Origin of the sequence: Streptomyces sp. NPDC002793, assembly GCF_040295485.1 — a bacterium.
Taxonomy (GTDB): domain Bacteria; phylum Actinomycetota; class Actinomycetes; order Streptomycetales; family Streptomycetaceae; genus Streptomyces.
In genome coordinates this window covers 74199-100256 of the sequence record NZ_JBEOVL010000009.1, presented here as the reverse complement: position 1 = coordinate 100256, position 26058 = coordinate 74199, and the positions used below count along the sequence as shown (strand labels likewise).

16 protein-coding genes are annotated in these 26058 nt (G+C 71.3%); 10 read left to right on the top strand and 6 right to left on the bottom strand.

The window, feature by feature from the left end:
- Positions 1-64: 64 nt before the first annotated feature.
- Positions 65-1792 (bottom strand): maltose alpha-D-glucosyltransferase, encoded by a 1728-nt coding sequence (gene treS / locus ABT001_RS11195; RefSeq protein ID WP_351275386.1) that lies wholly within the window; start codon positions 1790-1792, stop codon positions 65-67.
- The gene (locus ABT001_RS11190) at positions 1789-3885 is read right to left on the bottom strand and encodes an alpha-1,4-glucan--maltose-1-phosphate maltosyltransferase (protein WP_351275384.1); all 2097 of its coding nucleotides are present in this window, start codon (positions 3883-3885) and stop codon (positions 1789-1791) included. Before ABT001_RS11190 ends, treS begins: the two co-directional genes overlap by 4 nt.
- Before the next feature lie 750 nt (positions 3886-4635).
- On the opposite strand from ABT001_RS11190, the gene glgP reads away from it, so the two are divergent.
- Positions 4636-7314: an alpha-glucan family phosphorylase gene (gene glgP / locus ABT001_RS11185; RefSeq protein WP_351275382.1), complete on the top strand. Its 2679-nt coding sequence runs from the start codon at positions 4636-4638 to the stop codon at positions 7312-7314.
- Between the two features lie 152 nt (positions 7315-7466).
- Complete coding sequence (locus tag ABT001_RS11180) at positions 7467-9254, top strand: ATP-binding SpoIIE family protein phosphatase (RefSeq protein ID WP_351275380.1); 1788 nt, start codon at positions 7467-7469, stop codon at positions 9252-9254.
- Positions 9255-9352: 98 nt separating this feature from the next.
- Here ABT001_RS11180 and ABT001_RS11175 read toward each other — a convergent pair whose 3' ends face one another.
- The 3 genes from ABT001_RS11175 to ABT001_RS11165 all read right to left on the bottom strand — a co-directional run bounded on the left by ABT001_RS11175 (position 9353) and on the right by ABT001_RS11165 (position 15443).
- Complete coding sequence (locus ABT001_RS11175; RefSeq protein ID WP_351275378.1) at positions 9353-11398, bottom strand: M4 family metallopeptidase; 2046 nt, start codon at positions 11396-11398, stop codon at positions 9353-9355.
- A gap of 374 nt (positions 11399-11772) precedes the next feature.
- Positions 11773-13644 carry an ABC transporter ATP-binding protein gene (locus tag ABT001_RS11170; protein WP_351275376.1) on the bottom strand — a complete coding sequence of 624 codons (1872 nt, stop codon included), beginning with the start codon at positions 13642-13644 and terminating at the stop codon, positions 11773-11775.
- Positions 13641-15443, bottom strand: a complete 1803-nt coding sequence (locus ABT001_RS11165) for an ABC transporter ATP-binding protein (RefSeq protein ID WP_351275374.1) — start codon at positions 15441-15443, stop codon at positions 13641-13643. The genes ABT001_RS11170 and ABT001_RS11165 overlap by 4 nt, the downstream gene beginning before the upstream one ends.
- Before the next feature lie 152 nt (positions 15444-15595).
- Here ABT001_RS11165 and ABT001_RS11160 point away from each other — a divergent pair, with 152 nt between their 5' ends.
- The 4 genes from ABT001_RS11160 to ABT001_RS11145 are packed head-to-tail and all read left to right on the top strand — an operon-like array spanning position 15596 to position 19231.
- Positions 15596-16504: an ABC transporter ATP-binding protein gene (locus ABT001_RS11160; protein ID WP_351275372.1), complete on the top strand. Its 909-nt coding sequence runs from the start codon at positions 15596-15598 to the stop codon at positions 16502-16504.
- Positions 16501-17268: an ABC transporter permease gene (locus ABT001_RS11155; protein WP_351275370.1), complete on the top strand. Its 768-nt coding sequence runs from the start codon at positions 16501-16503 to the stop codon at positions 17266-17268. Before ABT001_RS11160 ends, ABT001_RS11155 begins: the two co-directional genes overlap by 4 nt.
- A 54-nt stretch (positions 17269-17322) precedes the next feature.
- The gene (locus ABT001_RS11150; RefSeq protein WP_351275368.1) at positions 17323-18552 is read left to right on the top strand and encodes a sensor histidine kinase; all 1230 of its coding nucleotides are present in this window, start codon (positions 17323-17325) and stop codon (positions 18550-18552) included.
- Positions 18553-18574: 22 nt separating this feature from the next.
- Positions 18575-19231 (top strand): response regulator, encoded by a 657-nt coding sequence (locus tag ABT001_RS11145; RefSeq protein ID WP_351275366.1) that lies wholly within the window; start codon positions 18575-18577, stop codon positions 19229-19231.
- A 26-nt stretch (positions 19232-19257) separates the two neighbouring features.
- Here the strand turns inward: ABT001_RS11145 and glgX are convergent, their stop codons facing one another.
- Complete coding sequence (glgX, locus tag ABT001_RS11140; RefSeq protein ID WP_351275364.1) at positions 19258-21378, bottom strand: glycogen debranching protein GlgX; 2121 nt, start codon at positions 21376-21378, stop codon at positions 19258-19260.
- A 270-nt stretch (positions 21379-21648) separates the two neighbouring features.
- Here glgX and ABT001_RS11135 point away from each other — a divergent pair, with 270 nt between their 5' ends.
- The 4 genes from ABT001_RS11135 (at position 21649) to ABT001_RS11120 (ending at position 25974) form a co-directional block, all read left to right on the top strand.
- Positions 21649-22869 carry a L,D-transpeptidase gene (locus ABT001_RS11135; protein WP_351275362.1) on the top strand — a complete coding sequence of 407 codons (1221 nt, stop codon included), beginning with the start codon at positions 21649-21651 and terminating at the stop codon, positions 22867-22869.
- 203 nt (positions 22870-23072) lie between these two features.
- A complete protein-coding gene (locus ABT001_RS11130) occupies positions 23073-24323 on the top strand; it encodes a L,D-transpeptidase (RefSeq protein ID WP_351275615.1) in 1251 nt (416 codons plus the stop codon).
- 85 nt (positions 24324-24408) lie between these two features.
- A complete protein-coding gene (locus tag ABT001_RS11125) occupies positions 24409-25176 on the top strand; it encodes an enoyl-CoA hydratase/isomerase family protein (protein WP_351275360.1) in 768 nt (255 codons plus the stop codon).
- A 282-nt stretch (positions 25177-25458) separates the two neighbouring features.
- Entirely contained in the window at positions 25459-25974 is a 516-nt protein-coding gene (locus ABT001_RS11120) for an ATP-binding protein (RefSeq protein ID WP_351275358.1), read from the top strand.
- Positions 25975-26058 lie beyond the last annotated feature (84 nt).

Below are 26058 nucleotides of genomic sequence, written 5' to 3'. Positions count from 1 at the left end.
GGAGAGTGCCCCGTGCGGGGCGGCGGAAACCGCCCCGCGGGTGGCGTGCCAAGGCCGGGTGCCGTCAGCCGGCCGTCACCGGCGGCAGGCCGGCCGGGGCGTCCTTCCGCATCCGGAACCAGTAGAAACCGTGTCCCGCGAGTGTCAGCAGGTAGGGCCACTGACCGACCGCCGGGAAGCGCACCCCGCCGATCAGCTCCACCGGATGACGCCCGTCGAACGCGCGGAGATCGAGCTCGGTCGGCTGTGCGAACCGTGAGAAGTTGTGGACGCACATCACCAGATCGTCCTTGTACTCACGGGTGAACGCGATCACCGCCGGGTTCGACGACGGCAGTTCGCTGTACGAGCCGAGACCGAACGCCGGATTCTGCTTGCGGATCTCGATCATCCGCCGCGTCCAGTGCAGCAGCGACGACGGCGAGGCCATCGACGCCTCGACGTTCGTGACCTGGTAGCCGTAGACCGGGTCCATGATCGTGGGGAGGTAGAGCCGGCCCGGGTCGCTCGACGAGAACCCGGCGTTGCGGTCCGGAGTCCACTGCATCGGGGTGCGTACGGCGTCACGGTCGCCCAGCCAGATGTTGTCGCCCATCCCGATCTCGTCCCCGTAGTAGAGGATCGGGGAGCCGGGCAGGGACAGCAGCAGCGCCGTGAACAGCTCGATCTGGTTGCGGTCGTTGTCCAGGAGGGGCGCGAGACGCCGCCGGATGCCGATGTTGGCCCGCATCCGCGGATCCTTGGCGTACTCGGCGTACATGTAGTCGCGCTCTTCGTCCGTGACCATCTCGAGCGTGAGCTCGTCGTGGTTGCGCAGGAAGATGCCCCACTGGCAGCCCGACGGGATCTCCGGGGTCTTCGCCAGGATCTCCGAGACCGGGTAGCGGCTCTCGCGGCGTACGGCCATGAAGATCCGGGGCATCACCGGGAAGTGGAACGCCATGTGGCACTCGTCGCCGCCGGCCGTGTAGTCGCCGAAGTAGTCGACGACGTCCTCCGGCCACTGGTTGGCCTCGGCCAGCAGCACGGTGTCCGGGTAGTTGGCGTCGATCTCCTTGCGGACCCGCTTGAGGAAGCCGTGGGTCTCGGGGAGGTTCTCGCAGTTGGTGCCCTCGCGCTGGTAGAGGTAGGGAACCGCGTCGACCCGGAAACCGTCGATGCCGAGGTCCAGCCAGAAGCGCAGGGCCGAGATGATCTCCTCCTGCACCGCCGGGTTCTCGTAGTTGAGATCGGGCTGGTGCGAGAAGAACCGGTGCCAGTAGTACTGCTTGCGGACCGGGTCGAAGGTCCAGTTGGACGTCTCCGTGTCGACGAAGATGATCCGGGCGTCCGGGAACTGCTTGTCGTCGTCGGCCCAGACGTAGTAGTCGCCGTACGGCCCGTCAGGGTCCGTGCGGGACTGCTGGAACCAGTCGTGCTGGTCGCTAGTGTGGTTCATGACGAAGTCGATGATCACGCGCATGCCGCGCTGGTGCGCGGCGTCGACGAACTCCACGAAGTCGGCGAGGTCGCCGAATTCGGGCAGCACGGCGGTGTAGTCGGAGACGTCGTAACCACCGTCGCGCAGCGGTGACTTGAAGAACGGCGGCAGCCACAGGCAGTCGACGCCCAGCCACTGCAGATAGTCCAGCTTGGCGGTGAGGCCCTTGAGGTCACCTACGCCGTCCCCGTTGGAGTCCTGGAAGGACCGCACGAGTACCTCGTAGAAGACGGCGCGCTTGAACCAGTCGGGATCGCGGTCCCTGGCGGGAGTGTCCTCGAACAGGTCGTGGACAGGCTCATTGACGATCATGGTGTGGGTGACCCTCCGGTCGGCGGGGACGGTCGCAGGGCCGCGATGTGCGCCGGTGCCGTACCCGGCTCCAGACGCACATAGAAGGTCCTGCCCCAGTGATAGGTGGCGCCGGTGAGCTCGTCGCGCACCGGCACGCTCTCGTGCCAGTCGAGGCCGAGACGCGGCATGTCCAACGAGACCGTGGCCTCCTGGGTGTGGTGAGGGTCGAGGTTGACGACCACCAGGACGGTGTCCGGGCCGGAGCGCTTGCTGTAGGCGATCAGTGCCTCGTTGTCGACCGGGTGGAAGTGGACGTCGCGCAGTTGCTGGAGCGCCGGATGGCGACGCCGGATCCGGTTGAGAGAGGTGATCAGGGGAGCGAGCGAGCGGCCCTCACGTTCCGCCGACTCCCAGTCCCTGGGCCTGAGCTGATACTTCTCCGAATCCTGGTACTCCTCGCTCCCGGGACGCACCGGGGTGTTCTCGTACAGCTCGAAGCCCGCGTACACGCCCCAGGACGGGGACAGCGTCGCGGCCAGCACGGCCCGGCTCGCGAAGGCGGGACGGCCGCCCTCCTGGAGGTGACCGGGAAGAATGTCGGGCGTGTTCACGAAGAAATTGGGCCGCATGTACGAGGAACTCTCGCCCGAGAGCTCGGTGACGTACTCGGTGAGTTCCTGCTTCGTGTTACGCCAGGTGAAGTACGTGTACGACTGCTGGAAGCCGACCGCGCCCAGCGTGCGCATCATCGCGGGTCGGGTGAAGGCCTCCGCCAGGAAGATGACGTCCGGGTCGGTGCGGTTGATGTCGGCGATCACCTTCTCCCAGAAGACGACCGGCTTGGTGTGCGGATTGTCGACACGGAAGATCCGTACGCCGTGCTCCATCCAGAACCGCAGGATGCGGACGGTCTCCGTGACGATCCCGGGCATGTCCGTGTCGAACGCGATCGGATAGATGTCCTGGTACTTCTTCGGCGGGTTCTCGGCGTAGGCGATGGTCCCGTCCGGGCGGTGGTGGAACCACTCCGGATGCTCCGTCACCCAGGGGTGGTCCGGCGAACACTGGAGGGCGAAGTCCAGCGCGATCTCCATCCGGAGCGTGCGGGCCGTCGCGACGAAGTGGTCGAAGTCCTCGATCGTGCCGAGATCCGGATGGACGGCGTCGTGGCCGCCCTCGGCCGAACCGATCGCCCAGGGCACGCCGGGGTCGCCGTCCCCGGGGGTGAGGCTGTTGTTGGGGCCCTTGCGGTGGGTGGTGCCGATGGGGTGGATCGGCGGGAGGTAGACGACGTCGAAGCCCATCGCGGCGACGGCGGGAAGCCGCTCGGCGGCGGTGCGGAACGTGCCGCTGACCATCCTCGGCGCGGGCAGGGGCAGCTCCGAGGAGACCGCGGCCGGAGCCGTCTTCCGGGCGGCCGCCGTCTTCGCGGTCTTCGTGGCCCGGGGCTTCCGGGCCGGCTTCGAGGGCGTCGCCGCCTCCTCCCGCGCGCCCTCGGAACGCGGGAACAGCTCGTACCAGGAGCCGTACAGGGCGCGTCGGCGCTCCACCGTCAGCGGAAGCGGCCTGGACGTCGTGACCAGCTCGCGCAGGGGGTGGCGGCGGAGGGCATCGTCCACCTCGGCGGTGAACGCGGCCGCGAGCCGGGCAGCCGCCGGGCGTTCCGTGTCACGCAGCGCGTCGACGGCGGCCAGCACCGCCTCACGCCCGTCCTTCTTCGGTACGCCCTCGGCGGCGCGGGCGTACAGCTCGGCCCCCTCGTCGAGGACCAGCGCGACGTCGATACCCGCCGGGATCTTGATCTGCGCATGGGTGCGCCAGGTGGTGACCGGATCGCTCCACGCCTCGACGGCGTACGTCCAGTGCCCCTCGGACTCCGGTGTGACGTCGGCGCCCCACCGGTCCGTCCCCGGGGCGAGCTCGCGCATCGGCGTCCAGGGGCCCGGCCGCCCGTTCGGGTCGCGCAGGACGACATCGGCGGCCACGGCGTCGTGGCCCTCGCGGAACACCGTGGCACTGACCTGGAAGGTCTCGCCCGCGACGGCTTTGGCGGGCCGTCTGCCGCAGTCGACGAGCGGACGGACGTCCAGGACGGGAATGCGACCGATCATGGAATCACCTGGGGGTCGGAGCTCGGCATGCACGGCGCGCGACGTGGGCGTGAGGGGCTGACCGCGCGCGCCGCGATGGTGGGGTTGCGTCCTTTGTAGCTGCTCGGTCGTCGGCTGGCGGGCTGTGGGCATGGCCGCTCCTGTCCGCGTTCACTCGAATGGCACTCGAATGGCAGGTGCGCGGGCGGTTCGTGCTCGGACCGGGGCACCTGGGATGTGCAGCGCGGGAGTGACGGCCCGGTCCGCGACGGGCGGACCGGATCGTCACCGGGGGAGCCTTCCCACCGTTTTCGGGCGGCCAACCCGGCGGTGTGTCAACTCCTGGGTGCAACCGGTGCACCCGGTGCACACGCTGTGGGCCGCGCGCCGGTCCCCCGGCCACCACGCGGGCACCTCCGCAGCCTTCCCTGTGGTGCCGGGTGCCACAAGTCCGAACGAGGTGGGGAAATCAGCCATATCGCCCGTGACAGAAGGGGACGTAACTGACGCATCTGGCCCATGAGGCGGCTGGGTCCTGAGGGACCGTCCGGGCCCCGGTGACCGGTGTGGCGCGGGAGGTGGCAGAGGGAGGGCACGCCCGGTGCAGCGCACGGGGCCGGGGCGGGCGGGCCGCGCCGGAGCGGACCCACTGAGCCGGTCGCGCGCCGTGTCCGCGTCCGGCGGCGCGCCGCTACCGTCGAGGGTGACGGAGAGGGCGCCCACCGTCGTGCGTCCCCTCGGATCCGTACGTCCCCTGTAAAGGTGGGATACGTGAAGGCCATTCGTCGATTCACCGTGCGTCCCGTCCTCCCCGAACCCCTGCGACCGCTCAGCGACCTCGCCCGCAACCTGCGCTGGTCCTGGCACACCGAGACCCGACAGCTCTTCCAGGCCGCCGACCCGGAGGGCTGGCGGCCCGCGGACGCCGACCCCGTGCGCCTGCTCGGCGCCGTCTCCGCCGCGCGCCTCGCCGAGCTGGCCGGGGACCAGCAGTTCCTGCGCCGACTCACCGAGGTGTCCGAGGACCTCCGGGAGTACCTCGGCGGCCCGAGGTGGTACCAGGAGCAGCTCACCCAGGGCGCGGAGCTCCCCGCCGCCATCGCCTACTTCTCACCCGAATTCGGCGTCACCGCCGCCCTGCCCCAGTATTCGGGCGGGCTCGGCATCCTGGCCGGTGACCACCTGAAGGCTGCCAGCGACCTGGGCGTACCGCTCATCGGGGTCGGCCTGCTCTACCGGCACGGCTACTTCCGGCAGAGCCTCTCCCGGGACGGCTGGCAGCAGGAGCACTACCCCGTCCTCGACCCCAACGAGCTGCCGCTCACCCTCCTCCGGGAGGCGGACGGCACACCCAGCAGGATCGTGCTCGCCCTGCCCGGCGGCCGCTCGCTCCACGCCTCCGTCTGGCAGGCCCTGGTCGGGCGTGTCCCCCTGCTGCTCCTGGACTCCGACGTCGAGGAGAACGCACCCGGCGAGCGTGACGTCACCGACCGGCTCTACGGCGGCGGCAGTGACCACCGGCTCCTGCAGGAGATGCTGCTCGGCATCGGCGGGGTGCGCGCCGTGCGCACCTACTGCCGGCTGACCGGGCACGCGGATCCCGAGGTGTTCCACACCAACGAGGGCCACGCGGGATTCCTCGGACTGGAACGCATCCGGGAACTCTCCGGGACGGGCCTGGACTTCGACGCCGCGCTGGAGGTCGTACGCGCCGGCACCGTCTTCACCACGCACACCCCGGTGCCCGCCGGGATAGACCGGTTCGAGCGACAGCTCGTCGCCCGTTACTTCGGTGACGACGGCGAGCTGCCCGGGGTCGGCGTGGACCGGATCCTGCGCCTCGGGATGGAGACCTACCCCGGTGGCGAGCCCGACCTCTTCAACATGGCGGTGATGGGGCTGCGGCTCGCCCAGCGGGCCAACGGGGTCTCGACCCTGCACGGGGAGGTCAGCCGGGAGATGTTCTCCGGGCTGTGGCCGGGATTCGACTCCTCCGAGGTGCCGATCACCTCGGTCACCAACGGCGTGCACGCCCCGACCTGGGTCGCCCCCGAGGTCCTGCGGCTCGGCGCCGGCGTCTTCGGATCCGAACGCACGCGGAACGCCCTCGCCGGAGCCGACGTCGGCCACGGCTCGGGCGCCGACGGTGGAGCGGCGGGCGCCCCGAGGCGCTGGGACGCCGTGACCGCCGTCCCGGACCGTGAGATCTGGGACCTGCGCCGGGGACTGCGCGAGCAGCTCGTCACCGAGGTACGCAAACGCCTCTACGCCTCCTGGCGCAGGCGCGGCGCGGGCACCGCCGAACTCGGCTGGATCGACGGTGTCCTCGACCCGGACGTGCTGACCATCGGCTTCGCCCGCCGGGTGCCCTCGTACAAGCGCCTCACGCTGATGCTGCACGACCGCGACCGGCTGCGGGAGCTGCTGCTCCACCCGACTCACCCGATCCAGATCGTCGTCGCGGGCAAGGCCCACCCCGCCGACGACGGCGGCAAGCGGCTGGTCCAGGAACTGGTCCGCTTCTCGGACGACCCGCGCGTCCGCCATCGCATCGTCTTCCTGCCGGACTACGGCATGGGGATGGCGCAGAAGCTCTACCCGGGCTGCGACGTCTGGCTGAACAACCCGCTGCGCCCCCTGGAGGCCTGCGGCACCAGCGGAATGAAGGCGGCGCTCAACGGCTGCCTCAACCTCTCCGTCCGCGACGGATGGTGGGACGAGTGGTTCGAGCCCGACTTCGGCTGGGCGATCCCCACCGCCGACGGCTCCGGCACCGACGAGGAGCGGCGCGACGAGCTGGAGGCCAACGCCCTCTACGCGCTGATCGAGGACCGGGTCGCCCCCCGCTTCTACGACCGCAACGCCGAGGACCTGCCCGAACGGTGGATCGAGATGGTCCGCCGCACCCTGGTCACCCTCGGTCCCAAGGTCCTGGCGGGCCGCATGGTCCGGGAGTACGTCGAAAGGCTCTACGCCCCCGCGGCGCTCTCCCGCAGGTCGCTGGAGCCCGCGGCCGCCCGCGAGCTCGCCTCCTGGAAGGCCAGGGTCCGTGCGGCCTGGCCGGGGGTGGCGGTCGACCATGTGGAGGCCTCCGTCGACACCGTCGTCGGCGGTTCCGCCGAGCTGGGGTCCACCCTGGCGCTCCGGGTCCGGATCACCCTGGGCGGTCTCGACCCGGAGGACGTCGAGGTGCAGGCGGTCGCCGGGCGGGTCGACTCGGGGGACGCGATCGCGGAGGCCCAGACGTTCCCGCTGAAGCCGGCCGGCGGCCACGACCTGGAGGACCGCTGGCTGTACGAGGGGCCGCTCGCCCTCGACCGCACGGGACCCTACGGCTACACCGTGCGCGTCCTGCCGTCGCACCCCCGGCTCGCCTCGGGTGCGGAACTCGGCCTGATCGCGGTGCCGAACGCCGCCACGGGTGACGGCGGCGGAGTGCTCCTGCGCTGACAGGGAGGCACGACGGCGGGCCGGGCGCGTGTGCGGCGCCCGGCCCACCGCTGTGCCGGTCGGTCTACCATGACAGCCGTGCCGGTGTGCGGCCCAGCAGCCACCGACGTGACAGCGAGGCGTCCCGCGGGGCGCGAGTGGAGGTCAGCACGGTGAACGGCGGCGGAGGCCGAGCGAGACGCCTGAGCCGTCGGCTGGCCGCGCGGAACGGCACCACCCGGCCGCTGCGCATCCGCCGGCCGGAGTCCGTCCCGCCGCGGGGCGAACGCTTCACCACCGCGGCCCGGATGCGGTGGCTGCACTCCGCGAGCACCCGGATCGGCACGACCCTCGACCTGGTGCGCACCACCGAGGAGCTGGCCCGGTACAGCGTCCCGCGACTGGCCGACGGTGCCGCCGTCGATGTGCTGGAGTCCGTGCTGCGCGGTGAGGAGGGCGAGCGGGTCACCGGTACGGCGGTCCCGGTCACCCGGGCGATGGCGGTCCATGCCATCGACGCCCTGAACGAGCTCGAACCCTCACCCGTGGGCCAGGTCGTCGACCACCGGGAGCGCCACGAGACGCTGCTGACCACCGAGTGCCTGCGCAACGGCCGGCCCGTGCTGGTCAGCCGGATGACACCGGAGGACTTCGAGCGCGTCACGCCCACCCGCAGCGCTGCCGAAGCCATGCGGCGCCAGGGCGTCCACAGCTACATGGCCGTTCCGCTGATCGCCCGCGGGGTACTGCTGGGATCCGCCGACTTCGTACGTGCCGGGAACAGCCCGCCCTTCAACCGCGCCGACCTCGATCTCGCGGGTCAACTCGGCTCCATGGCAGCCGTGTTCATCGACAACGCCCGGCTCTACGGGCGCGAGCGCGAGCACGTCGTCTCGCTGCAGCGCTCCCTGCTCCCGCGCGCCACCCCCCACACCCCGGGCCTGCGGGTACACGCCCACTACGCCCCCGCCGTCGACGCGCACGGGGTGGGCGGCGACTGGTACGACGTGGTGGCGCTGCCCAGCGGACGTACGGCGCTGGTCGTGGGCGACGTCACCGGCCACGGCCTGCCCGCCGCCGCCACGATGGGCCGGCTCCGGGCCGTCGCCCGGACGCTCATGATGCTGGACATCGCGCCCGACCGGGTGCTCGCCCGGCTGGACCTGGCCACCCGCGACCTGGAGGACGACCAGGTCGCCACCTGCCTGTGCGCGGTCTACGACCCGGTGGACTCCAGCTACACCATCGCCAGCGCCGGCCATCCCCCGCCGCTGCTGGTGGACGCCGGCGGCGCCGCCCGCTACCTCGACGTGCCGGTCGGCGCGCCGCTGGGCGCCGGGGTCATCCCGTACGACCCGCTGCGGCTGCGCGGCCCGGCGGGCGGCCGGCTGGTGCTCTACACCGACGGGCTGATCAAGACCAGGACCGACGACGTGGACGTACAGCTGGAGGGGTTGCGCCGGACCGTGGCAGCGATGCCGCCCGAGCAGCTCGACGCCGGAGGTCCGCTCACCTCCCCGCGGCGGGACGACGGTCGCTTCGACGAGGCCGTGCTGCTGGTCGCCGGGGGCCACGAGCCGCCGTCCGACATGAAGCTGCGGGAGTGGGACCTCCCCGCCGAGGGCAACCCCGCCTCCACGGCCCGCAAGCTGGTCACCGAGCAGCTCACCCGGTGGGGCCTCGACGAGCTCGCGGATGTGACGGAGCTGGTCGTCAGCGAGCTGGTCGGCAACGCCCTGCGCTACGGCGGCGGTCCGGGCCGCCTCCGGCTGCTGTACGACGAGAGGCTCCAGGTGGAGCTCGCCGACACCGGGCCCGATCTGCCGCAGATCCAGCACGCGGACGTCAGCGACGAGGGCGGCCGGGGGCTGCAGCTCATCAACCTGCTGTGCCGCAGGTGGGGTTCGTGCCGCACGGCGACCGGCAAGGTCGTCTGGGCCGAACAGAACATACCGGACTGAACGCGGATCCGGCCGGTCGCGCGACGGCCCGGGGGAGCGTGCTCCCCCGGGCCGTCGGGCTTCCGGTCACCGCCCTCGGCGCCGGAGGCCCAGCGGGCTCAGAAGGTGAGCTTGACGCTGTTGAAGGTGCCGGTGTCACCCGAGTAGGCGTCCTGGACCCTGAGGTTCCAGGTGCCGTTCGCCACCTCGGAAGAGGCGTTGACCGTGTAGGTCGCCACCACGTTGTCGGCGGAGTCGCTCGACGAGGAGTTCTTCAGGCGGTACGCCGTCCCGTCCGGGGCGACCAGGTCGAGGACGAGGTCACCGCGGTAGGTGTGGCTGATGTCGACGGCCACCGCCAGGTCGCTGGGCGCGTTGCCGGTGACGCCGCTGACGACGACCGGGACGTTCGTGGTGCTCCGGTCGGCGATGGCCTTGGCCGCCGTGTTCTGGAAGACCGTGCCGCCCGGGTCGGGGTCGGTGCCGCCGCCGGGGCGGGAGCCCACGGCGATGCCCGCCCAGGCGTTGGCGACCGCGGTGTACTCGGCGCTCGTCGTGCCGTACAGCTCACCGGCGACGGCGAGGGTGCCGGTGCGGGCCGCGGCGTAGTTCGTGGTGGAGGTGAACTTCGTGGTGAGCGCCTTGAACCAGATCTGCAGCGCCTTGTCCCGGCCGATACCGGTCACCGGCAGGCCGTCGGACGTCGGGGAGTCGTAGGCCACCCCGTTGACCGTCTTGGCGCCGCTGCCCTCGGAGAGCAGGTAGAAGAAGTGGTTCGCCGGTCCCGAGGAGTAGTGGACGTCGACCGAGCCGATGCCCGAGTACCAGGAGTCCTTGGACGCTCCGTCCTTGCTCGGCTTGTCCATGTAACGCAGCGGCGTGCCGTCGCCGTTGATGTCGATCTTCTCGCCGACCATGTAGTCGCCCGGGTCCTCGGCGGTGTCCGAGTAGAACTCGACGCCCGCCGCGAAGATGTCCGAGGTCGCCTCGTTGAGGCCGCCCGACTCACCGCTGTAGACGAGACCCGCGGTGTTGGAGGTGATGCCGTGGCTCATCTCGTGGGCCGCGACGTCGAGCGAGGTCAACGGCTTGACGTTGCCGCTGCCGTCGCCGTACGTCATGCAGAAGCAGCTGTCGGACCAGAAGGCGTTGACGTAGTTGTTGCCGTAGTGGACGCGGGAGTACGCGCCGACGCCGTCGCCCTTGATGCCGCTGCGGCCCATGACGTTCTTGAAGAAGTCCCAGGTCTCCGCCGCCCCGTAGTGCGCGTCGGCGGCGGCTGTCTCTGCGTTCGAGGCGCTGCCGTTGCCCCAGACGTCGTCGGCGCCCGAGAACAGGGTCCCGGTGCCGGACGTACCGCGGTTCAGGTTGTACGTCTTGTGGTTGCCGCGCGCGCTGTCGGTCAGGTTGTACGAGCCGGAGGAACCCGAGGTCCCCAGCGTCACCTGCCCGTTGTACTGCGTGTTGCCCGTGCCGTTGACGATGGCCTGCCACTCGTAGAGCTTGGCGCCGGAGGAGGCGTCCGTGATCACGTGCAGCTCGTTCGGGGTGCCGTCGTGCTGGAGGCCGCCGACCACGGTCTCGTACGCGAGCTGCGGAGTGCCGTTCGCCGCCCAGACGACCTTGCGCGGGGCCTTCGACGCCTCGGTGCTCTTCGAGCCGTCGGCCCTGGCCGCGGCGAGCGCCTGCTTCTCGGCGGTGGCCGGTGCGACGTCCGCCGTGGTGCCGGCCGCCTTCAGCTGCGCGCCGGTCGCCTTGGACGCCTTGGTCACGCCCTCGGTCCTGCCGGCCGCCGACGCGGACACGACCAGGTCGCCGCCGAGGACGGGGAGGCCGTCGAGCGTGCGCTCGTAACGGGTGTGGGTGGTGCCGTCGACGTCCTTGACGACATCGCGGACCACGAGCTTCTCCGTGGCCCCGAGCCCGAGTTTTTCGGCGGTGGCGGCCTTGGTGGAGTTGGCCTCGCGGAGCAGTTCGGCGCGCTGGGCGGGGGAGAGCTTCGCGGGGAGCGCGCCGGGGTCGGCGCCCTTCACCGCCGCGGCGGGGGCCGCGGTCGCGCTCTCGGGGGCGGCCGTGGCGGCACCGCCCTGGATTCCGACGACGAGGGCTGCTGCGGCTATCAGAGCGCCGGTCGCGCTGGTACGACGGCTGGGCGTGGATCTCACGCGGACTCCTTCTGCGAGGGGGCGCCGGCCGGCCGGGTGGGCGGGCCGGGCAGAGCAGGCGGTGCGTGGAACGGGGGAAGAGTGCCAGCCGGAACAGGGGTGTGTCAGGACCGCGTCAACACATTGGCCGGAATCCGTCCGTTGCCGGAAGGCTCGTGTTCGTTAAGCGGACGTTTCGCCGTGTGTCATTCCTGTGGCGCGGGGTGTTGCCCGGACCGTCATCTGCCGTACGGCGCAGGGTAGAGAGGGGTTTCCCTAGGTAGCCGCCGCATCCGTGCCACGCGAGGCGAAGTGGAGCGGACCACGTGCTGAGACGGCGCACAGGTATGGCCGGATCCGCCACGGGCACCGGAGCGGCGGTCGGGGCCGGCCCCTCAGGCCAGGCTCTCCCGCCACGCCCGGTGCAGGCCCGCGAACCGGCCCGTGCCGCCGATGAGTTCGGCCGGTGCGCCGTCCTCCACGATCCGGCCGTGCTCCATCACCAGGACCCGGTCGGCGATCTCGACCGTGGAGAGACGGTGGGCGATGACGACGGCCGTACGCCCGTGCAGCACCGTGTCCATCGCCCGCTGCACCGCCCGCTCGCCCGGGACGTCCAGTGAGCTCGTCGCCTCGTCGAGGATCAGCACCGCCGGGTCCGCGAGCAACGCCCGTGCGAAGGCGACCAGCTGACGCTGTCCGGCCGAGATCCGGCCGCCCCGCTTACGGACATCCGTGTCGTACCCGTCGGGCAGGGCGCTGATGAAGTCGTGCGCCCCGATGGCCTTGGCGGCGTGCTCGATCTCCTCGGGCGTCGCCTCCGGGCGGCCGATCGCGATGTTCTCGGCGATCGTCCCGGAGAACAGGAACGCCTCCTGGGTCACCATCACCACACCCTTGCGCAGCTCCGCCGTCGCCAGGTCCCGCAGATCGGTGCCGTCCAGCAGGACCCGGCCCTCCGTCGGGTCGTAGAAGCGGGCCAGCAGCTTGGCCAGCGTCGACTTGCCCGCACCCGTCGAGCCGACCACGGCCACGGTCTGGCCCGCCGGGATCCGCAGGGCGAAGCGCGGCAGGACCTCGCCCCCCGTGCGGTAGGCGAAGCGCACCCCGTCGAACGTGACCTCCCGGCCCGGATGCTCACCGGCGAGGGCCGGCAACACCTTCGGCGCCTCCGGCTCGGGCACGGTGGGCGTCTGGGCGAGCAGTCCCGCGATCTTCTCCAGCGAAGCAGCCGCCGACTGGTAGGAGTTGAGGAACATCGCGAGCCGGTCGATGGGGTCGTACAGCCGCCGCAGGTACAGCACCGCCGCCGCCAGCACACCGAGCTCCAGCGTGCCCGAGGCCACCCGGTACGCGCCCCACAGCACCATCGCCGCCACCGCGGTGTTGGCGACGAGCCGGGAGCCGACGACGTAGCGGGCCATCTCCAGCAGGGCGTCGCCGTTCCTCCGCTCGTGACGGCGGTTGGACACCGCGAAGTCCGCGTCGTTGGCGCGCTCCCTGCGGAACGCCTGCACGGGACGGATCCCGTTCATCGTCTCGGCGAACTTCACGATGACCTCGGCGATCGCCGAGGAGCGCGCCGAGTACGCCTTGGACGCCCGGCGCCGGTAGTTCCGCACCAGCAGGTACAGGGGGACGAAGGAGGCCACGGCGATGGCGCCGATACCGAAGTCCAGCCAGAGCAGCATCAGGGAGATCGACACGAACGACAGGACCACCCCGATGAGCTCCTGCAGACCCTCGCTCAGCAGCTCCCGCAGGGACTCCACATCGGTGGTCGAGCGGGAGATCAGCCGGCCCGAGGTGTAGCGCTCGTGGAAGTCCACACTCAGCGCCTGCGCGTGGCGGAAGATCCGCCCGCGCAGATCGAGCAGCACGTCCTGGTTGATCCGGGCGGCCGCCCGGATGAAGGCGTACTGCAGCAGCCCCGCCCCGACCGAGCACACCGCGTACCCGACGCCCACGGCGGCCAGCGGACCGTAGTCGTGGTCGCGGAACGCGGGCACACCGCTGTCGATGGCGTACGCCACGAGCAGCGGCCCCGCCTGCACGGCGACCTGCTGGACGAGCAGCAGGAGGGAGGCGACGACCACCCTGGCCTTCAGCGGTACGAGCAGGGAGATCAGCAGCGCCCGGGTGGCACCGGGAGGTGTGGGCAGCGCGTCGGCGTCGAAGGGGTCCCCGCCGCCCGGCGCCCGGCCGGACTCCTCCCCGGGCAGGTCCTCGTCGGTGAGGGCGGGGCCGTCGGCAGTCGTACTGGTCATCGGGTGCTGCCCTCCTCGGGGACGAGTGCGTCGGTCTCACGGGCGCCGGACATCAGCCAGGCGTACTCCGCATTGGTGCGCAGGAGTTCCTGATGGGTGCCCACCGCGCTGATCCGGCCCTCGGACAGCAGCGCCACCCGGTCCGCCAGCATCACCGTGGACGGCCGGTGGGCGACGACCACGGCCGTCGTCTCCGCCAGCACACGCCGCAGCGCGGCCTCCACCAGCGTCTCCGTGTGCACGTCCAGGGCGGACAGCGGATCGTCGAGCACCAGGAAGCGCGGCCCGCCGACCACGGCGCGGGCCAGGGCAAGACGCTGCCGCTGACCGCCGGAGAGGCTCAGCCCCTGCTCGCCGACCTGTGTGTCGAGGCCCTGCGGCAGGTCGTGCACGAAGTCGGCCTGCGCCACCGACAGGGCCCGGCGCAGCTCCCGTTCACTCGCGCCCTCCGCGCCCATCAGCACGTTCTCCCCGACGGTCGCCGAGAAGAGGGTGGGTTCCTCGAAGGCGACCGACACCAGCTCGCGCAGCCGGGACCGCTCCATGGTGGCGACGTCCTCGCCGTCCAGCAGGATCCGGCCGCCGGTGGCCTCGTGCAACCGGGGGACGAGAGCGGTCAGTGTCGTCTTCCCGGAACCCGTGGCCCCCACCAGGGCCATCGTCTCGCCGGGCCTGATCCGCAGGTCGATCCGGGCCAGGACGGGCGGTGAGCCGGGATCGGCGTCGGGGTAGCGGAACTCCACCCCGTCGAAGACGATGCCCTGACCGGCCGCCCCGGCCGGTTTCTCCGACACCTCGGGCTCCGGCTCCTCCGCGACGTCCATGACCTCGAAGTAGCGGTCGGCGGCCGTCGCCGACTCCTGGCTCATCGCCAGCAGGAAGCCGATCGACTCGACCGGCCAGCGCAGCGCCAGGGCCGTCGAGAGGAACGCCACGAGTGTGCCCGCCGACAGGCCGCCGTCCGCGACCTCGATCGTCCCGAGCACCAGCGCGGCACCGATCGCCAGCTCCGGAATGGCGGTGATGAGCGCCCAGATCCCCGCGAGGAGCCGGGCCTTGCCCAGCTCCGTGGTGCGCAGCCGCCGCGCGAGCGCGCGGAAGGCCAGCGCCTGGCTGCGGTTACGTCCGAAACCCTTGACGATGCGGATGCCCAGCACGCTCTCCTCGACGACCGTCGTCAGATCGCCGACCTGGTCCTGGGCCTTGCGCGCCACCAGGGAGTACTTCGTCTCGAAGACCGAGCACAGGATCATCAGCGGGACCGCCGGAGCGAGCAGCACCAGTCCCAGCGACCACTCCTGGGCGAACAGGATGACGAAACCGACCAGAATCGTCGTGCCGTTGACCAGCAGGAACGTCAGCGGGAAGGCCAGGAACATCCGCAGCAGCATCAGATCCGTGGTCCCGCGCGAGAGCAGCTGGCCCGAGGGCCAGCGGTCGTGGAAGGCCACCGGGAGCCGTTGCAGATGACGGTAGAGGTCGGCGCGCATCGACGCCTCGACACCGGCCAGCGGCCGGGCCACCAGCCACCGCCGCAGCCCGAACAGTCCCGCCTCGACGACCCCCAGGAGCAGCAGCCAGAGTGCCCCCAGCCACACCCCGCCGGGATCGCGGTCCGCGACGGGCCCGTCCACCATCCACTTCAGGACCAGTGGGAACACCAGCGCGAGACACGAAGCGAGCATCGCCACGAGCGCCGCGCTGAACCAGCGCGCACGCACCGGTCTGACATAGGGCCACAGCCGCAGGAGGGAGCGCACGGCGGACCGGTCCGTGGGCTCTGCAGGTTCTTGGGGCATCAGCACCGAGCCTAAGGTTCACCACTGACATCGCTCATGTGGTTTTCCGGTCACACGCCGCTGGTCGGAGGGTGCGGTCAACCGATCGGCTGATGCCGGTCCGAGCGGGACGGCGGATACCGGCGCCGACCGCCCGCCGGAATCCTTGGGGCATGGCAATCATCGAAGTGAACGGGGTCCACAAGGCCTACGGGGGCCGCCCGGCGGTCGACGGGGTGAGTTTCACCGTCGACGAGGGGGAGATCTTCGGGATCCTCGGCCCCAACGGGGCCGGCAAGACCACCACGGTCGAATGCGTCGAGGGACTGCGGGTCCCCGACGCGGGCACGGTCCGGGTCGCCGGCCTCGACCCCGCCGTCGAGCGCCAGGCCGTCACCCAGCTGCTGGGAGCGCAGCTCCAGGAGAGCGAGCTCCAGCCCAAGCTGACCGTGGGGGAGGCCCTGGAACTGTACAGCGCCTTCTACCCGCACCCCGCCGACCGGGGGGCGCTCGCCGAACGGCTCGGGCTCGACGGCCATCTGGACCGCCGCTTCGCCAAGCTGTCCGGTGGCCAGAAGCAGCGCCTGTTCATCGCGCTCGCACTCATCGGCAACCCGCGTGTGGTCGTGCTGGACGAACTGACCACCGGCCTCGACCCCCGGGCCCGCCGTGACACCTGGCAGCTGATCGAGGAGATCCGGGACAGCGGGGTGACCGTCCTGCTGGTCACCCACTTCATGGAGGAGGCCCAGCGGCTCTGCGACCGGGTCGCGGTGATCGACAAAGGGCGCGTCGTCGCGCTCGACACCCCAGGCGGGCTGATCGGCGGTGCGGCGGGCTCGACGGCCATCTCCTTCACCCCCTCGGAGCCGATCGCGTACGCCGAACTCAAGGCGCTGCCGGGCGCCGTCTCCGTCGACGTGACCGATCCCGGCGGCCGGGTCGTCATCAACGGCACGGACGACACCGCCAACGCCGTGATCACGCTCCTCGCCCGCCACCACATCACCGCCCGTCAGCTGCGCGTCGTCGAGGCCGGCCTGGACGACGTCTTCCTCGACCTCACGGAGCAGGCATCATGACCACGACCACCGTCCCGTCCCGACCCGCCCCGCTCGCCGCCGTCCTGAGGACGGAGACCCGGCTCTTCCTGCGTGAGCCCGGCAGCCTGTTCTGGATCCTGGTTTTCCCCACCGCACTGCTGACGATCCTCGGCCTGATCCCCTCCTTCCGGAAGGCCGACGACGCCCTCGGCGGCCGCAGCGTCATCGACCTGTACGTGCCGGTGGCCGTGCTCCTGGCCATGATCATGGCCGGACTCCAGGCCATGCCGCCGGTCCTCACCGGCTACCGGGAACGCGGCATCCTGCGCCGGATGTCGGCCACCCCGGTGCGCCCCTCGGCCCTGCTCGCCGCACAGATCGTGCTGCACGGCGCGGCCTCACTGGGTTCGGCGCTGCTCGTCATGGCCGTCGGCAGGATCGCCTTCGGCGTGCGGCTGCCGGGGCAGTCGGCCGGCTACCTGCTGGCACTCCTCCTCGCCGCCACGTGTGTCCTCGCCCTCGGCGCGACGATCTGCGCACTGTCCCGGACGTCCAAGGTCGCGACCGCCGTCGGTTCGGTGGCGTACCTCCTGATGATGTTCACCGCCGGGGTCTGGGTGCCCGTCCAGACCATGCCGGACCTGCTGCGCGTGATCGTCGAGTTCACCCCGTTCGGCGCCGCCTCCCAGGCCATGGACCAGGCGGCCACGGGGAACTGGCCGGGCTGGACGCACCTGTTGGTGATGGTTCTGTGGACCGCCGTGTTGGGCAGGGTGGCGACCCGGCTCTTCCGCTGGGAGTGACCCGGGGCGTGCCACGGGGGGAGACTGTGGCCGGAGGAGGCGACGGAGGCACGCATGCACATCGGGACGCTGGCGGAACGGTTCGGTCCGTACACCCTCCTGGGGGTCGCGGCCCTGATGGCCGCGCTGTCCGCCGGGCTCGTCGGCATGACCCCGACGGACCTGTACGCCGCGGCGGCCCTGGCCTCCGTGGCTGCCGTCCTCCAGGTGTGGTGGGGCCGGACCCGGCAACTGCCCGCGCACGAACGGGCCGGCCAGGTCTACTACGTGCTGCGGACCGTGCTGGGCTTCGCGCTCTGCTGGTGCAACCCCTTCTTCTCCATCTACGCCATCGTCGGCTACTTCGACGTCGCCACGCTGGTCCCGCGGCGCTTCGTACGACCCGGGCTGATGTGCACCGCCGTCACCATGGCCGGAGCGCAGTCCGGCAGCGGACTGCCGCCGGCCTCCCTGACCAACTGGATCGCCTTCGGCGCGCTCTTCGCCCTGCACTCCGCCCTCGCCATCTTCTTCGGCAACCTCATGGACCGCGAGGAGAAGAAGGCCTGGCACCAGAGACAGACCATCACCGAGCTGGAGCTCGCCAACACCCGACTGGAACAGGCCCTCGCCGAGAACGCGACCCTGCACGCCCAACTCCTGCTCCAGGCGCGGGAGGCGGGGGTCGCCGACGAGCGGCGCCGGCTCGCCGCCGAGATCCACGACACCCTCGCGCAGGGCCTGGCCGGGATCATCGCCCAGCTCCAGGCCGGCGACTCCACCACCGACCCCGCCGCGGCCCGGGAACACCTCGACCGCGCGGCCGCCCTCGCCCGGCACAGCCTCGGCGAGGCGCGCCGCTCCGTGCACAACCTGGTGCCCGCCGCACTGGAGGAGGACGACCTGCCCGGAGCACTGAAGAAGACGGTGGCCGGGTGGGCGGAACGCACCTCCGTGCGCGCGGAGTTCACGGTCACCGGCACCGTCGAGCCGCTCCACGACGAGGTCGGCGCCACGCTGCTCCGTATCGCGGAGGAGGCCCTCGCCAACGCCGCCCGGCACGCCGGAGCGACCCGGGCCGGCGTCACCCTCTCGTACATGGGCGACGAGATCACCCTGGACATACGCGACGACGGCTGCGGCTTCGACCCGGTCGCCGTGGCCCCGCACAGCGGCACGGGCGGCTTCGGCCTCGGCGGAATGCGGGCCCGCGCCGAACGGATCGGCGGCACGGTGGAGATCGAGACGGAACCCGGCCGGGGCACGGCGATCTCCGCCCGGGTGCCGCTGGTCCGGCGCACCTGACGCCACGTAACCTGGAGCCGATATGACTCAGGCCCCGGGAACCGCGCGCGTCATCACGCTTCTCCTCGTCGACGACCACCCCGTCGTCCGGGACGGTCTGCGCGGCATGTTCGCCGCGGCCCCCGGCTTCGAGGTGCTCGGCGAGGCCGCCGACGGAGTGGCCGCCGTCGAGCTCACCACCCGCCTCGACCCCGACGTCGTGCTGATGGACCTGCGGATGCCGGGCGGCGGGGGAGTCGCGGCCATCACGGAGCTGACCCGCCTCGGCGTACGCTCCCGGGTGCTCGTCCTCACCACGTACGACACCGACTCCGACACCCTGCCCGCGATCGAGGCGGGCGCGACCGGTTACCTGCTCAAGGACGCGCCCCGCGACGAGCTGTTCACCGCCGTACGCGCCGCCGCGGACGGCCGTACGGTCCTGTCACCGGCCGTCGCCTCACGGCTCGTCTCCCGGGTACGCACTCCGGCGGCAGCCGGTCACGAGTCGCTCTCCGCACGCGAGTGCGAGGTGCTCCGGCTCGTGGCCAAGGGGACCTCGAACCGGGAGATCGCCGCCGAGCTGTTCATCAGCGAGGCGACCGTGAAGACCCACCTCACCCATGTGTTCGCCAAGCTGGGTGCCAAGGACCGGGCGGCGGCCGTCGCCGTCGGCTACGAGCGCGGCATCCTCGGCTGAGACCGGCCGGTGCGCGAGGGCGTCCCTCACTCCGCCACCCGCAGCAGCATCACCGACCTGCCCTCCACCGTGAGCGCCGCACCGCCGCGGTGGAGCGTGCCGGGTGCCGTGGACTGTTCCTCGCGCGAGGTGTCCAGCACCAGTTCGTACGTCCGGGCCCAGGGCGGGCCCGGGAGCAGGAATTCGCAGGGCCGGTGGTCCGCGTGCAGGACGGCGAGGAAGCTGTCGTCCGTGATCTGCGCGCCGCGCGCGTCCCGGCCCGGGATGTCACGCCCGGAGAGGTAGAGGCCGAGCGTGGCGGCCGGTGCGTACCAGTCGTCCTCCGTCATCTCCGCGCCCCGCGCCGTGAACCACGCCAGGTCCCGCAGGCCGTCCGGGGCCTGCGGTGTCCCGGCGAAGAAGGCCCGGCGGCGCAGTACGGGATGGCGGTGGCGCAGGGTCAGCACCCGGGCGGTCAGCTCGGTCAGCTCCCGCCACCGGGGCTGCTCCAGGAGCGACCAGTCCAGCCAGCTGATCCCGTTGTCCTGGCAGTAGGCGTTGTTGTTGCCGCCCTGGGTGCGGCCCATCTCGTCGCCCGCCACCAGCATCGGCACCCCGGTCGACAGGAGCAGTGTCGTCAGGAGGTTGCGCAGCTGCCTCAGGCGCAGTGCGTTGATGCCGGGGTCGTCGGTCTCGCCCTCGGCGCCGCCGTTCCAGGCCCGGTTGTCGTCCGTGCCGTCGCGGTTGCCCTCGCCGTTGGCCTCGTTGTGTTTGTGCTCGTAGCTGACCAGGTCGCGCAGGGTGAAACCGTCGTGCGCGGTGACGAAGTTGACCGAGGCGTACGGGCGCCTGCCGCCCCATGCGTACAGGTCGCTGGAGCCGGTGAGCCGGTAGCCGATGTCGCGCACGTCGGGCAGGGCGCCGCGCCAGAAGTCGCGTACGGCGTCCCGGTAGCGGTCGTTCCACTCGGTCCACAGCGGCGGGAACGCGCCCACCTGGTAGCCGCCGTTGCCGACGTCCCACGGTTCGGCGATCAGCTTGACCCGGCGCAGTACGGGGTCCTGGGCGATGACCGCGAGGAACGGGGAGAGCATGTCCACGTCGTGCATCGAGCGGGCGAGGGCCGCCGCCAGGTCGAAGCGGAACCCGTCGACGCCCATCTCCGTCACCCAGTAGCGGAGCGAGTCCGTGATCAGCCTGAGGACCTGCGGCTGCACCACGTGCAGGGTGTTGCCGCAGCCGGTGTAGTCCGCGTAGCGCCGGGCGTCCTGCTGGAGGCGGTAGTAGCCGCGGTTGTCGATGCCCCGCAGGGAGAGCATCGGGCCGAGCTCACCGGCCTCCGCGGTGTGGTTGTAGACCACGTCGAGGATCACCTCGATCCCGGCGTCGTGCAGGGCGCGCACCATCTGCTTGAACTCTCCGACCTGCTGCCCCGCCGTGCCGCTCGCCGCGTAGTCCGCGTGCGGGGCGAAGTAGCCGATCGAGTTGTAGCCCCAGTAGTTGTGCAGTCCGCGCCGCAGCAGATGGTCCTCGTGGGCGAACTGGTGGACCGGGAGCAGTTCGACGGCGGTCACCCCGAGCCGGCGGAGGTGACCGATCGCGGCGGGGTGGGCGAGTCCGGCGTAGGTGCCGCGCAGCTCGGGCGGGATGTCGGGGTGGAGCTCGGTGAAGCCGCGTACGTGCAGCTCGTAGATGACCGTGTCCGCCCACGGCGTCTTGGGCCTGCGGTCCTCCGCCCAGTCGTCGTCGTCGTGCACGACGACCGCCTTGGGGACGTACGGGGCCGAGTCCCGGTCGTCGCGCACGGTGTCGGCCACGTGCTGCTCGGGCCAGTCCCTCACATGGCCGTACACCTCGGCCGGCAGGGTGAACGACCCGTCCACCGCGCGGGCGTACGGGTCGAGGAGCAGCTTCGCCGCGTTCCAGCGGGCGCCGGTCCAGGGGTCCCAGCGGCCGTGCACCCGGTAGCCGTAGCGCTGTCCCGCCCGGACGCCGGGCACGAAGCCGTGCCAGATCTCGTGGGTCAGCTCCGTCAGCGGGAGCCGGGTCTCGGTGCCCCGCTCGTCGAAGAGGCAGAGCTCGACGCCCTCGGCCCCGCCCGCCCAGAGGGCGAAGTTGGTGCCCGCCACGCCGTCCGGCCCGATCCGGAAGCGGGCCCCCAGCGGCATGGGGGCACCCGGCCATACGGGTGGTTCGTCCCTTTCGTCTTTCGAGGCCCGCCCGCTCGTCCCGACGCGCCCCGTCGTGCGCGGCGTTTCCTCCTGCTCGGCTGTGCTCGACACCTCTCAGCCTCCTGCGGCTCGTAGGAGCGACCACCCGGCAGATGGAGTACGCGGCGTCCCGGCCGCGGCCTTCCTGGCGGTGTGCTCCCCTCTGTTCTGCCCACCGGGGGCCCCGCACTCACGTTTCCCCGGGGCGGCCACGTCGTTGGGGGGAGCGTGAACCACGTAGCGAAGAGAGCACGGGCGGGTTCGGCCGCCGTGCTGACATGGGCAGGACTGTTCACCGTGCTGGCCCTGCTGACGGGCTGCACCGAGGCGACGTCGTTCTTCGGGGACGACCGGGCACCCGGGGACGCCATCCGGATCGTCCCCGAGGACGGTGCCGCGAACGTCGGCGCGGACAGCCGGCTGGAGGTGACCGTCCCCGACGGACGGCTGGAGCGGGTGAAGGTGACCCGGATGGAGGACGCGGAACACCAGGAGGTGCCCGGCCGCATCGCGAAGGACGGCCGGTCATGGGCCCCACGGGACGGCGGGTACCGGCTCGGGCTGGCCGGGAAGTACAGCGTGGAGGCGGTCGCCGTCGACGGTGACGGCCGCCGGTCGGCCCGCAGCGCCACCTTCACCACGCTGGTGCCCAAGGACCGTTTCATCGGTTACTTCAAACCGGAGAACCGGTCCACCGTGGGCACCGGCATGATCGTCTCCTTCGACTTCAACCGGCCCGTCACCCGGCGGGCCGCGGTGGAGAAGGCCATCAGGATCACCACGGAACCCGAGGTCGAGGTGGTCGGTCACTGGTTCGGCAGGAACCGGCTGGACTTCCGGCCCGCCGCCTACTGGGCGCCGGGCACCGAGGTGACCGTCGATGTGGGCCTGCGCGATGTGGAGGGCGCACCGGGGGTGTACGGCAGCCAGCGGAAGAAGGTGACCTTCAGGGTGGGCCGCTCCCAGACGTCCGTGGTGGACGCCGGGGCGCACACCATGGAGGTGCGCCGGGACGGTGAACTCGTCAGCACGGTGCCGATCACGGCGGGGGCGGCGAAGCGGACCACGTACAACGGGAAGATGGTGGTCTCCGAACTGCACGACGTGACCCGCATGGACGGCAGCACCGTGGGGTTCGGGGGTGAGTACGACATCAAGGACGTGCCCCACGCGATCCGGCTCACGAAGTCGGGCACCTTCCTGCACGGCAACTACTGGGAGTCCCCGGACGTCTTCGGTTCCGAGAACACCAGCCACGGCTGCATCGGGCTGCGTGACGTGAAGGGAGGCGGCTCGGACACCCCGGCCGGCTGGTTCTTCGAGCGGACGCTCATCGGCGATGTGGTCGAGGTGGTCAACTCCGCGGACAAGACGGTCGCGGCGGACAACGGCCTCGGCGGCTGGAACCTCTCCTGGCCCCGGTGGAAGGCGGGCTCGGCCCTGCGCTGACCCCCGTTCCGACCTAGGAAGGTCCCGGAGATCCGCTCTCCGGGACCACTCGGCGGCGGTCCGGGGCGACTTGGGACCGAACGGTGACAATCCGGGGGAGTTCTCCCCACGTGCGGTGTGATTATCTTGCGCCGAGCGTGCATGTACAGCGCGCGGGGGTGCGGGCCGGGCGGGGCCAGGCCGTGCGAGGGGAGACGACCACATTGAACGGGCAGCCGATATCGGGGGCATGGGCCGAGGCGGACGGGGGACGGCGCGGGCGGGGGGCCCGCGGAGTTCTCGCACTGGCACTGGGCGCGCTGCTGCTGCTGGTGACCGCGTGCGGGGGCAGCGGGAGCGCCGCCGACAAGGACGGCGGGGAGGCGGGCGCCAAGGTCGATGACACCAGTGCCTCACAGGCGGTGGTGACCATCGCGCCCAAGGACGGCGCCGAGGACGTGGCGACCAGCGGGGCGCTGAAGGTCTCGGCGGCCGAGGGCAAGCTGAGCACGGTGAAGGTCGCGGACCCCAAGGGCAAGGAAGTCGCGGGCAAGATCGCGAAGGACGGCCTGAGCTGGGTGCCCGACCGCCACCTGGCCGCCGCGACGAAGTACACGGTGCACGCGGTCGCCAAGGACGGCAAGGGCCGTGAGTCGGCGAAGGACATCAGCTTCACGACGCTGGTCCCGAAGAACACCTTCATCGGTCAGTACACCCCCGAGGACGGTTCGACCGTCGGCGTGGGCATGCCGGTGTCGATCCACTTCACCCGTGGCATCACCGACCCGGACGCCGTGGAGAAGGCGATCAGCGTGACGGCGGAGCCCGCCGTGCGCATCGAGCCCCACTGGTTCGGCAACGACCGCCTCGACTTCCGCCCCGAGAAGTACTGGGCGGCGGGCACGAAGGTGAAGCTGCGACTCGACCTGGACGGTGTCGAGGGGCGTCCGGGGGTCTACGGCAAGCAGGCCAAGACGGTGGAGTTCACCATCGGCCGCAGCCAGGTCTCCACGGTCGACGCGAGCTCCCACCGGATGAAGGTGGTCCGCGACGGCAAGCAGATCAAGGACATCCCGATCTCGGCGGGCGCGCCGGCCACGACCACGTACAACGGGCAGATGGTCATCAGCGAGAAGCTCAAGGTGACCCGGATGAACGGCGACACCGTCGGCTTCGGCGGCGAGTACGACATCAAGGACGTGCCGCACGCGATGCGCCTGTCGACGTCGGGCACCTTCATCCACGGCAACTACTGGGGTGCGTCGAGCATCTTCGGCTCGACCAACACCAGCCACGGATGCGTCGGCCTCCGCGATGTGCGCGGCGGCTGGGACGGCAAGACCCCGGCGGCCTGGCTCTTCGACAACTCCCTGATCGGGGACGTCGTCGTCGTCAAGAACTCCAAGGACAAGGTCATCCAGCCCGACAACGGCCTCAACGGCTGGAACATGGACTGGGCGGAGTGGACCGAGTAGACACCCACCGCTGACGCGGGCGGGCCCGGTGCTGTGACCAACGGCACCGGGCCCGCCCGCGTTAGCGGCGGTTAACCTGCTCCCCATGACCGTAACCCTCGAAGTAAGCGACGGCGTCGGCACGATCAGGCTGGACCGGCCGCCCATGAACGCCCTGGACATCGCCGTCCAGGACCGGCTGCGCGAGCTCGCCGAGGAGGCCGGCCGGCGTGACGACGTACGGGCCGTGATCCTCTACGGCGGCGAGAAGGTGTTCGCGGCGGGCGCGGACATCAAGGAGATGCGGGCGATGGACCACGCGGCGATGGTCGTGCGTTCCAGGGCCCTGCAGGAGTCCTTCACCGCCGTGGCCCGGATCCCCAAGCCCGTGGTCGCGGCCGTCACCGGCTACGCCCTGGGCGGCGGCTGCGAGCTGGCGCTCTGCGCCGACTTCAGGATCGCCGGGAGCAACGCGAAGCTCGGCCAGCCGGAGATCCTGCTGGGCCTGATCCCCGGCGCCGGCGGCACCCAGCGCCTGGCCCGGCTGGTGGGCCCGTCCAAGGCCAAGGACCTGATCTTCACGGGCCGTCAGGTGAAGGCCGACGAGGCCCTGGCGATGGGCCTGGTGGACCGCGTGGTCCCCGCCGCCGAGGTGTACGAGCAGGCGCACGCCTGGGCCGCCAGGCTGGCGCGGGGCCCCGCGCTGGCGCTGCGGGCGGCGAAGGAGTCCGTGGACGCCGGGCTGGAGACGGACATCGACACCGGGCTCACCGTCGAGCGGAACTGGTTCGCGGGCCTGTTCGCCACCGAGGACCGGGAGCGTGGCATGCGCAGTTTCGTGGAGGAGGGGCCGGGCAAGGCCCGGTTCCTCTGACCAGGAGGGAGACGCGTACGCAGGACCGCTGACTCGGGGGCGAGTCGCGTACGCAGGACCGCGCGTTCATCCTTGCGAGCGGATCAGCCGGACCTTAAGAGGGACTTAAGGTCCGGCGCCCGCTCCGCGTGTGCAATTGCCCGACGGTCCTTCGTCGTCGCAGGTGGCCGTGGTGCACAGGCGTCCGTTATGCCTCTGGCATATGCCGAGGAACGGCACGGAACGACTGGTTCCGGGTGACGGATTCCACCGGAACGGTCACGGAGCGCGTGGTGTGCGGCCATGATGGTGAGCATGGCGGGCCTGGAGGGTGTGGAGCAGCCGCGACCGCGCGGCGGTGCGGCGGCGGCACGTAGGACGGCCGCCGTCGAAGACGAACAGGCGTTCAAGGCGCTGGAGTTGTACGGAAACCCGACGGAGGCTGAAGTGCGGCTGCCCTCGCGTCCGGAGTCCGCCGCCACCGCCCGCAGGATCACCGGGTGCGTGATGCTGCGTCAGTGGCAGCTCCCCCCGCAGACCGCCGAACACGGTGTGCTCCTGGTCTCCGAGCTCGTGGGCAACGCCGTGCGGCATACCGGAGCGCGGGTTTTCGGCCTGCGGATGCTGCGTCGCCGCGGCTGGATCCGGATCGAGGTGCGCGACCCCTCGCGCGGCCTGCCGTGCCTGATGCCCGTCCGGGAGATGGACGTCAGCGGGCGGGGCCTCTTCCTGGTCGACAAGCTCTCCGACAGGTGGGGTGTGGATCTCTTACCGCGCGGCAAGACCACCTGGTTCGAGATGCGCACCACCGACCGCTGATACGCGGAAGCCCCCGGTCGCGGCCTGGGTGTGGCGCGTCGGGGGCTTCTGCGGGGGCCGCGGAATGGGGGGTGTCCACGGCCG

Excerpts from the sequence above, each read along its gene's own strand:
- treS (WP_351275386.1), bottom strand. The coding sequence starts at position 1,792 with ATGATCGTCAATGAGCCTGTCCACGACCTGTTCGAGGACACTCCCGCC.
- ABT001_RS11190 (WP_351275384.1), bottom strand. The coding sequence starts at position 3,885 with ATGATCGGTCGCATTCCCGTCCTGGACGTCCGTCCGCTCGTCGACTGC.
- ABT001_RS11170 (WP_351275376.1), bottom strand. The coding sequence starts at position 13,644 with ATGACCAGTACGACTGCCGACGGCCCCGCCCTCACCGACGAGGACCTG.
- ABT001_RS11165 (WP_351275374.1), bottom strand. The coding sequence starts at position 15,443 with ATGCCCCAAGAACCTGCAGAGCCCACGGACCGGTCCGCCGTGCGCTCC.
- ABT001_RS11160 (WP_351275372.1), top strand. The coding sequence starts at position 15,596 with ATGGCAATCATCGAAGTGAACGGGGTCCACAAGGCCTACGGGGGCCGC.
- ABT001_RS11155 (WP_351275370.1), top strand. The coding sequence starts at position 16,501 with ATGACCACGACCACCGTCCCGTCCCGACCCGCCCCGCTCGCCGCCGTC.
- ABT001_RS11150 (WP_351275368.1), top strand. The coding sequence starts at position 17,323 with ATGCACATCGGGACGCTGGCGGAACGGTTCGGTCCGTACACCCTCCTG.
- ABT001_RS11145 (WP_351275366.1), top strand. The coding sequence starts at position 18,575 with ATGACTCAGGCCCCGGGAACCGCGCGCGTCATCACGCTTCTCCTCGTC.
- glgX (WP_351275364.1), bottom strand. The coding sequence starts at position 21,378 with ATGCCGCTGGGGGCCCGCTTCCGGATCGGGCCGGACGGCGTGGCGGGC.
- ABT001_RS11125 (WP_351275360.1), top strand. The coding sequence starts at position 24,409 with ATGACCGTAACCCTCGAAGTAAGCGACGGCGTCGGCACGATCAGGCTG.
- ABT001_RS11120 (WP_351275358.1), top strand. The coding sequence starts at position 25,459 with ATGATGGTGAGCATGGCGGGCCTGGAGGGTGTGGAGCAGCCGCGACCG.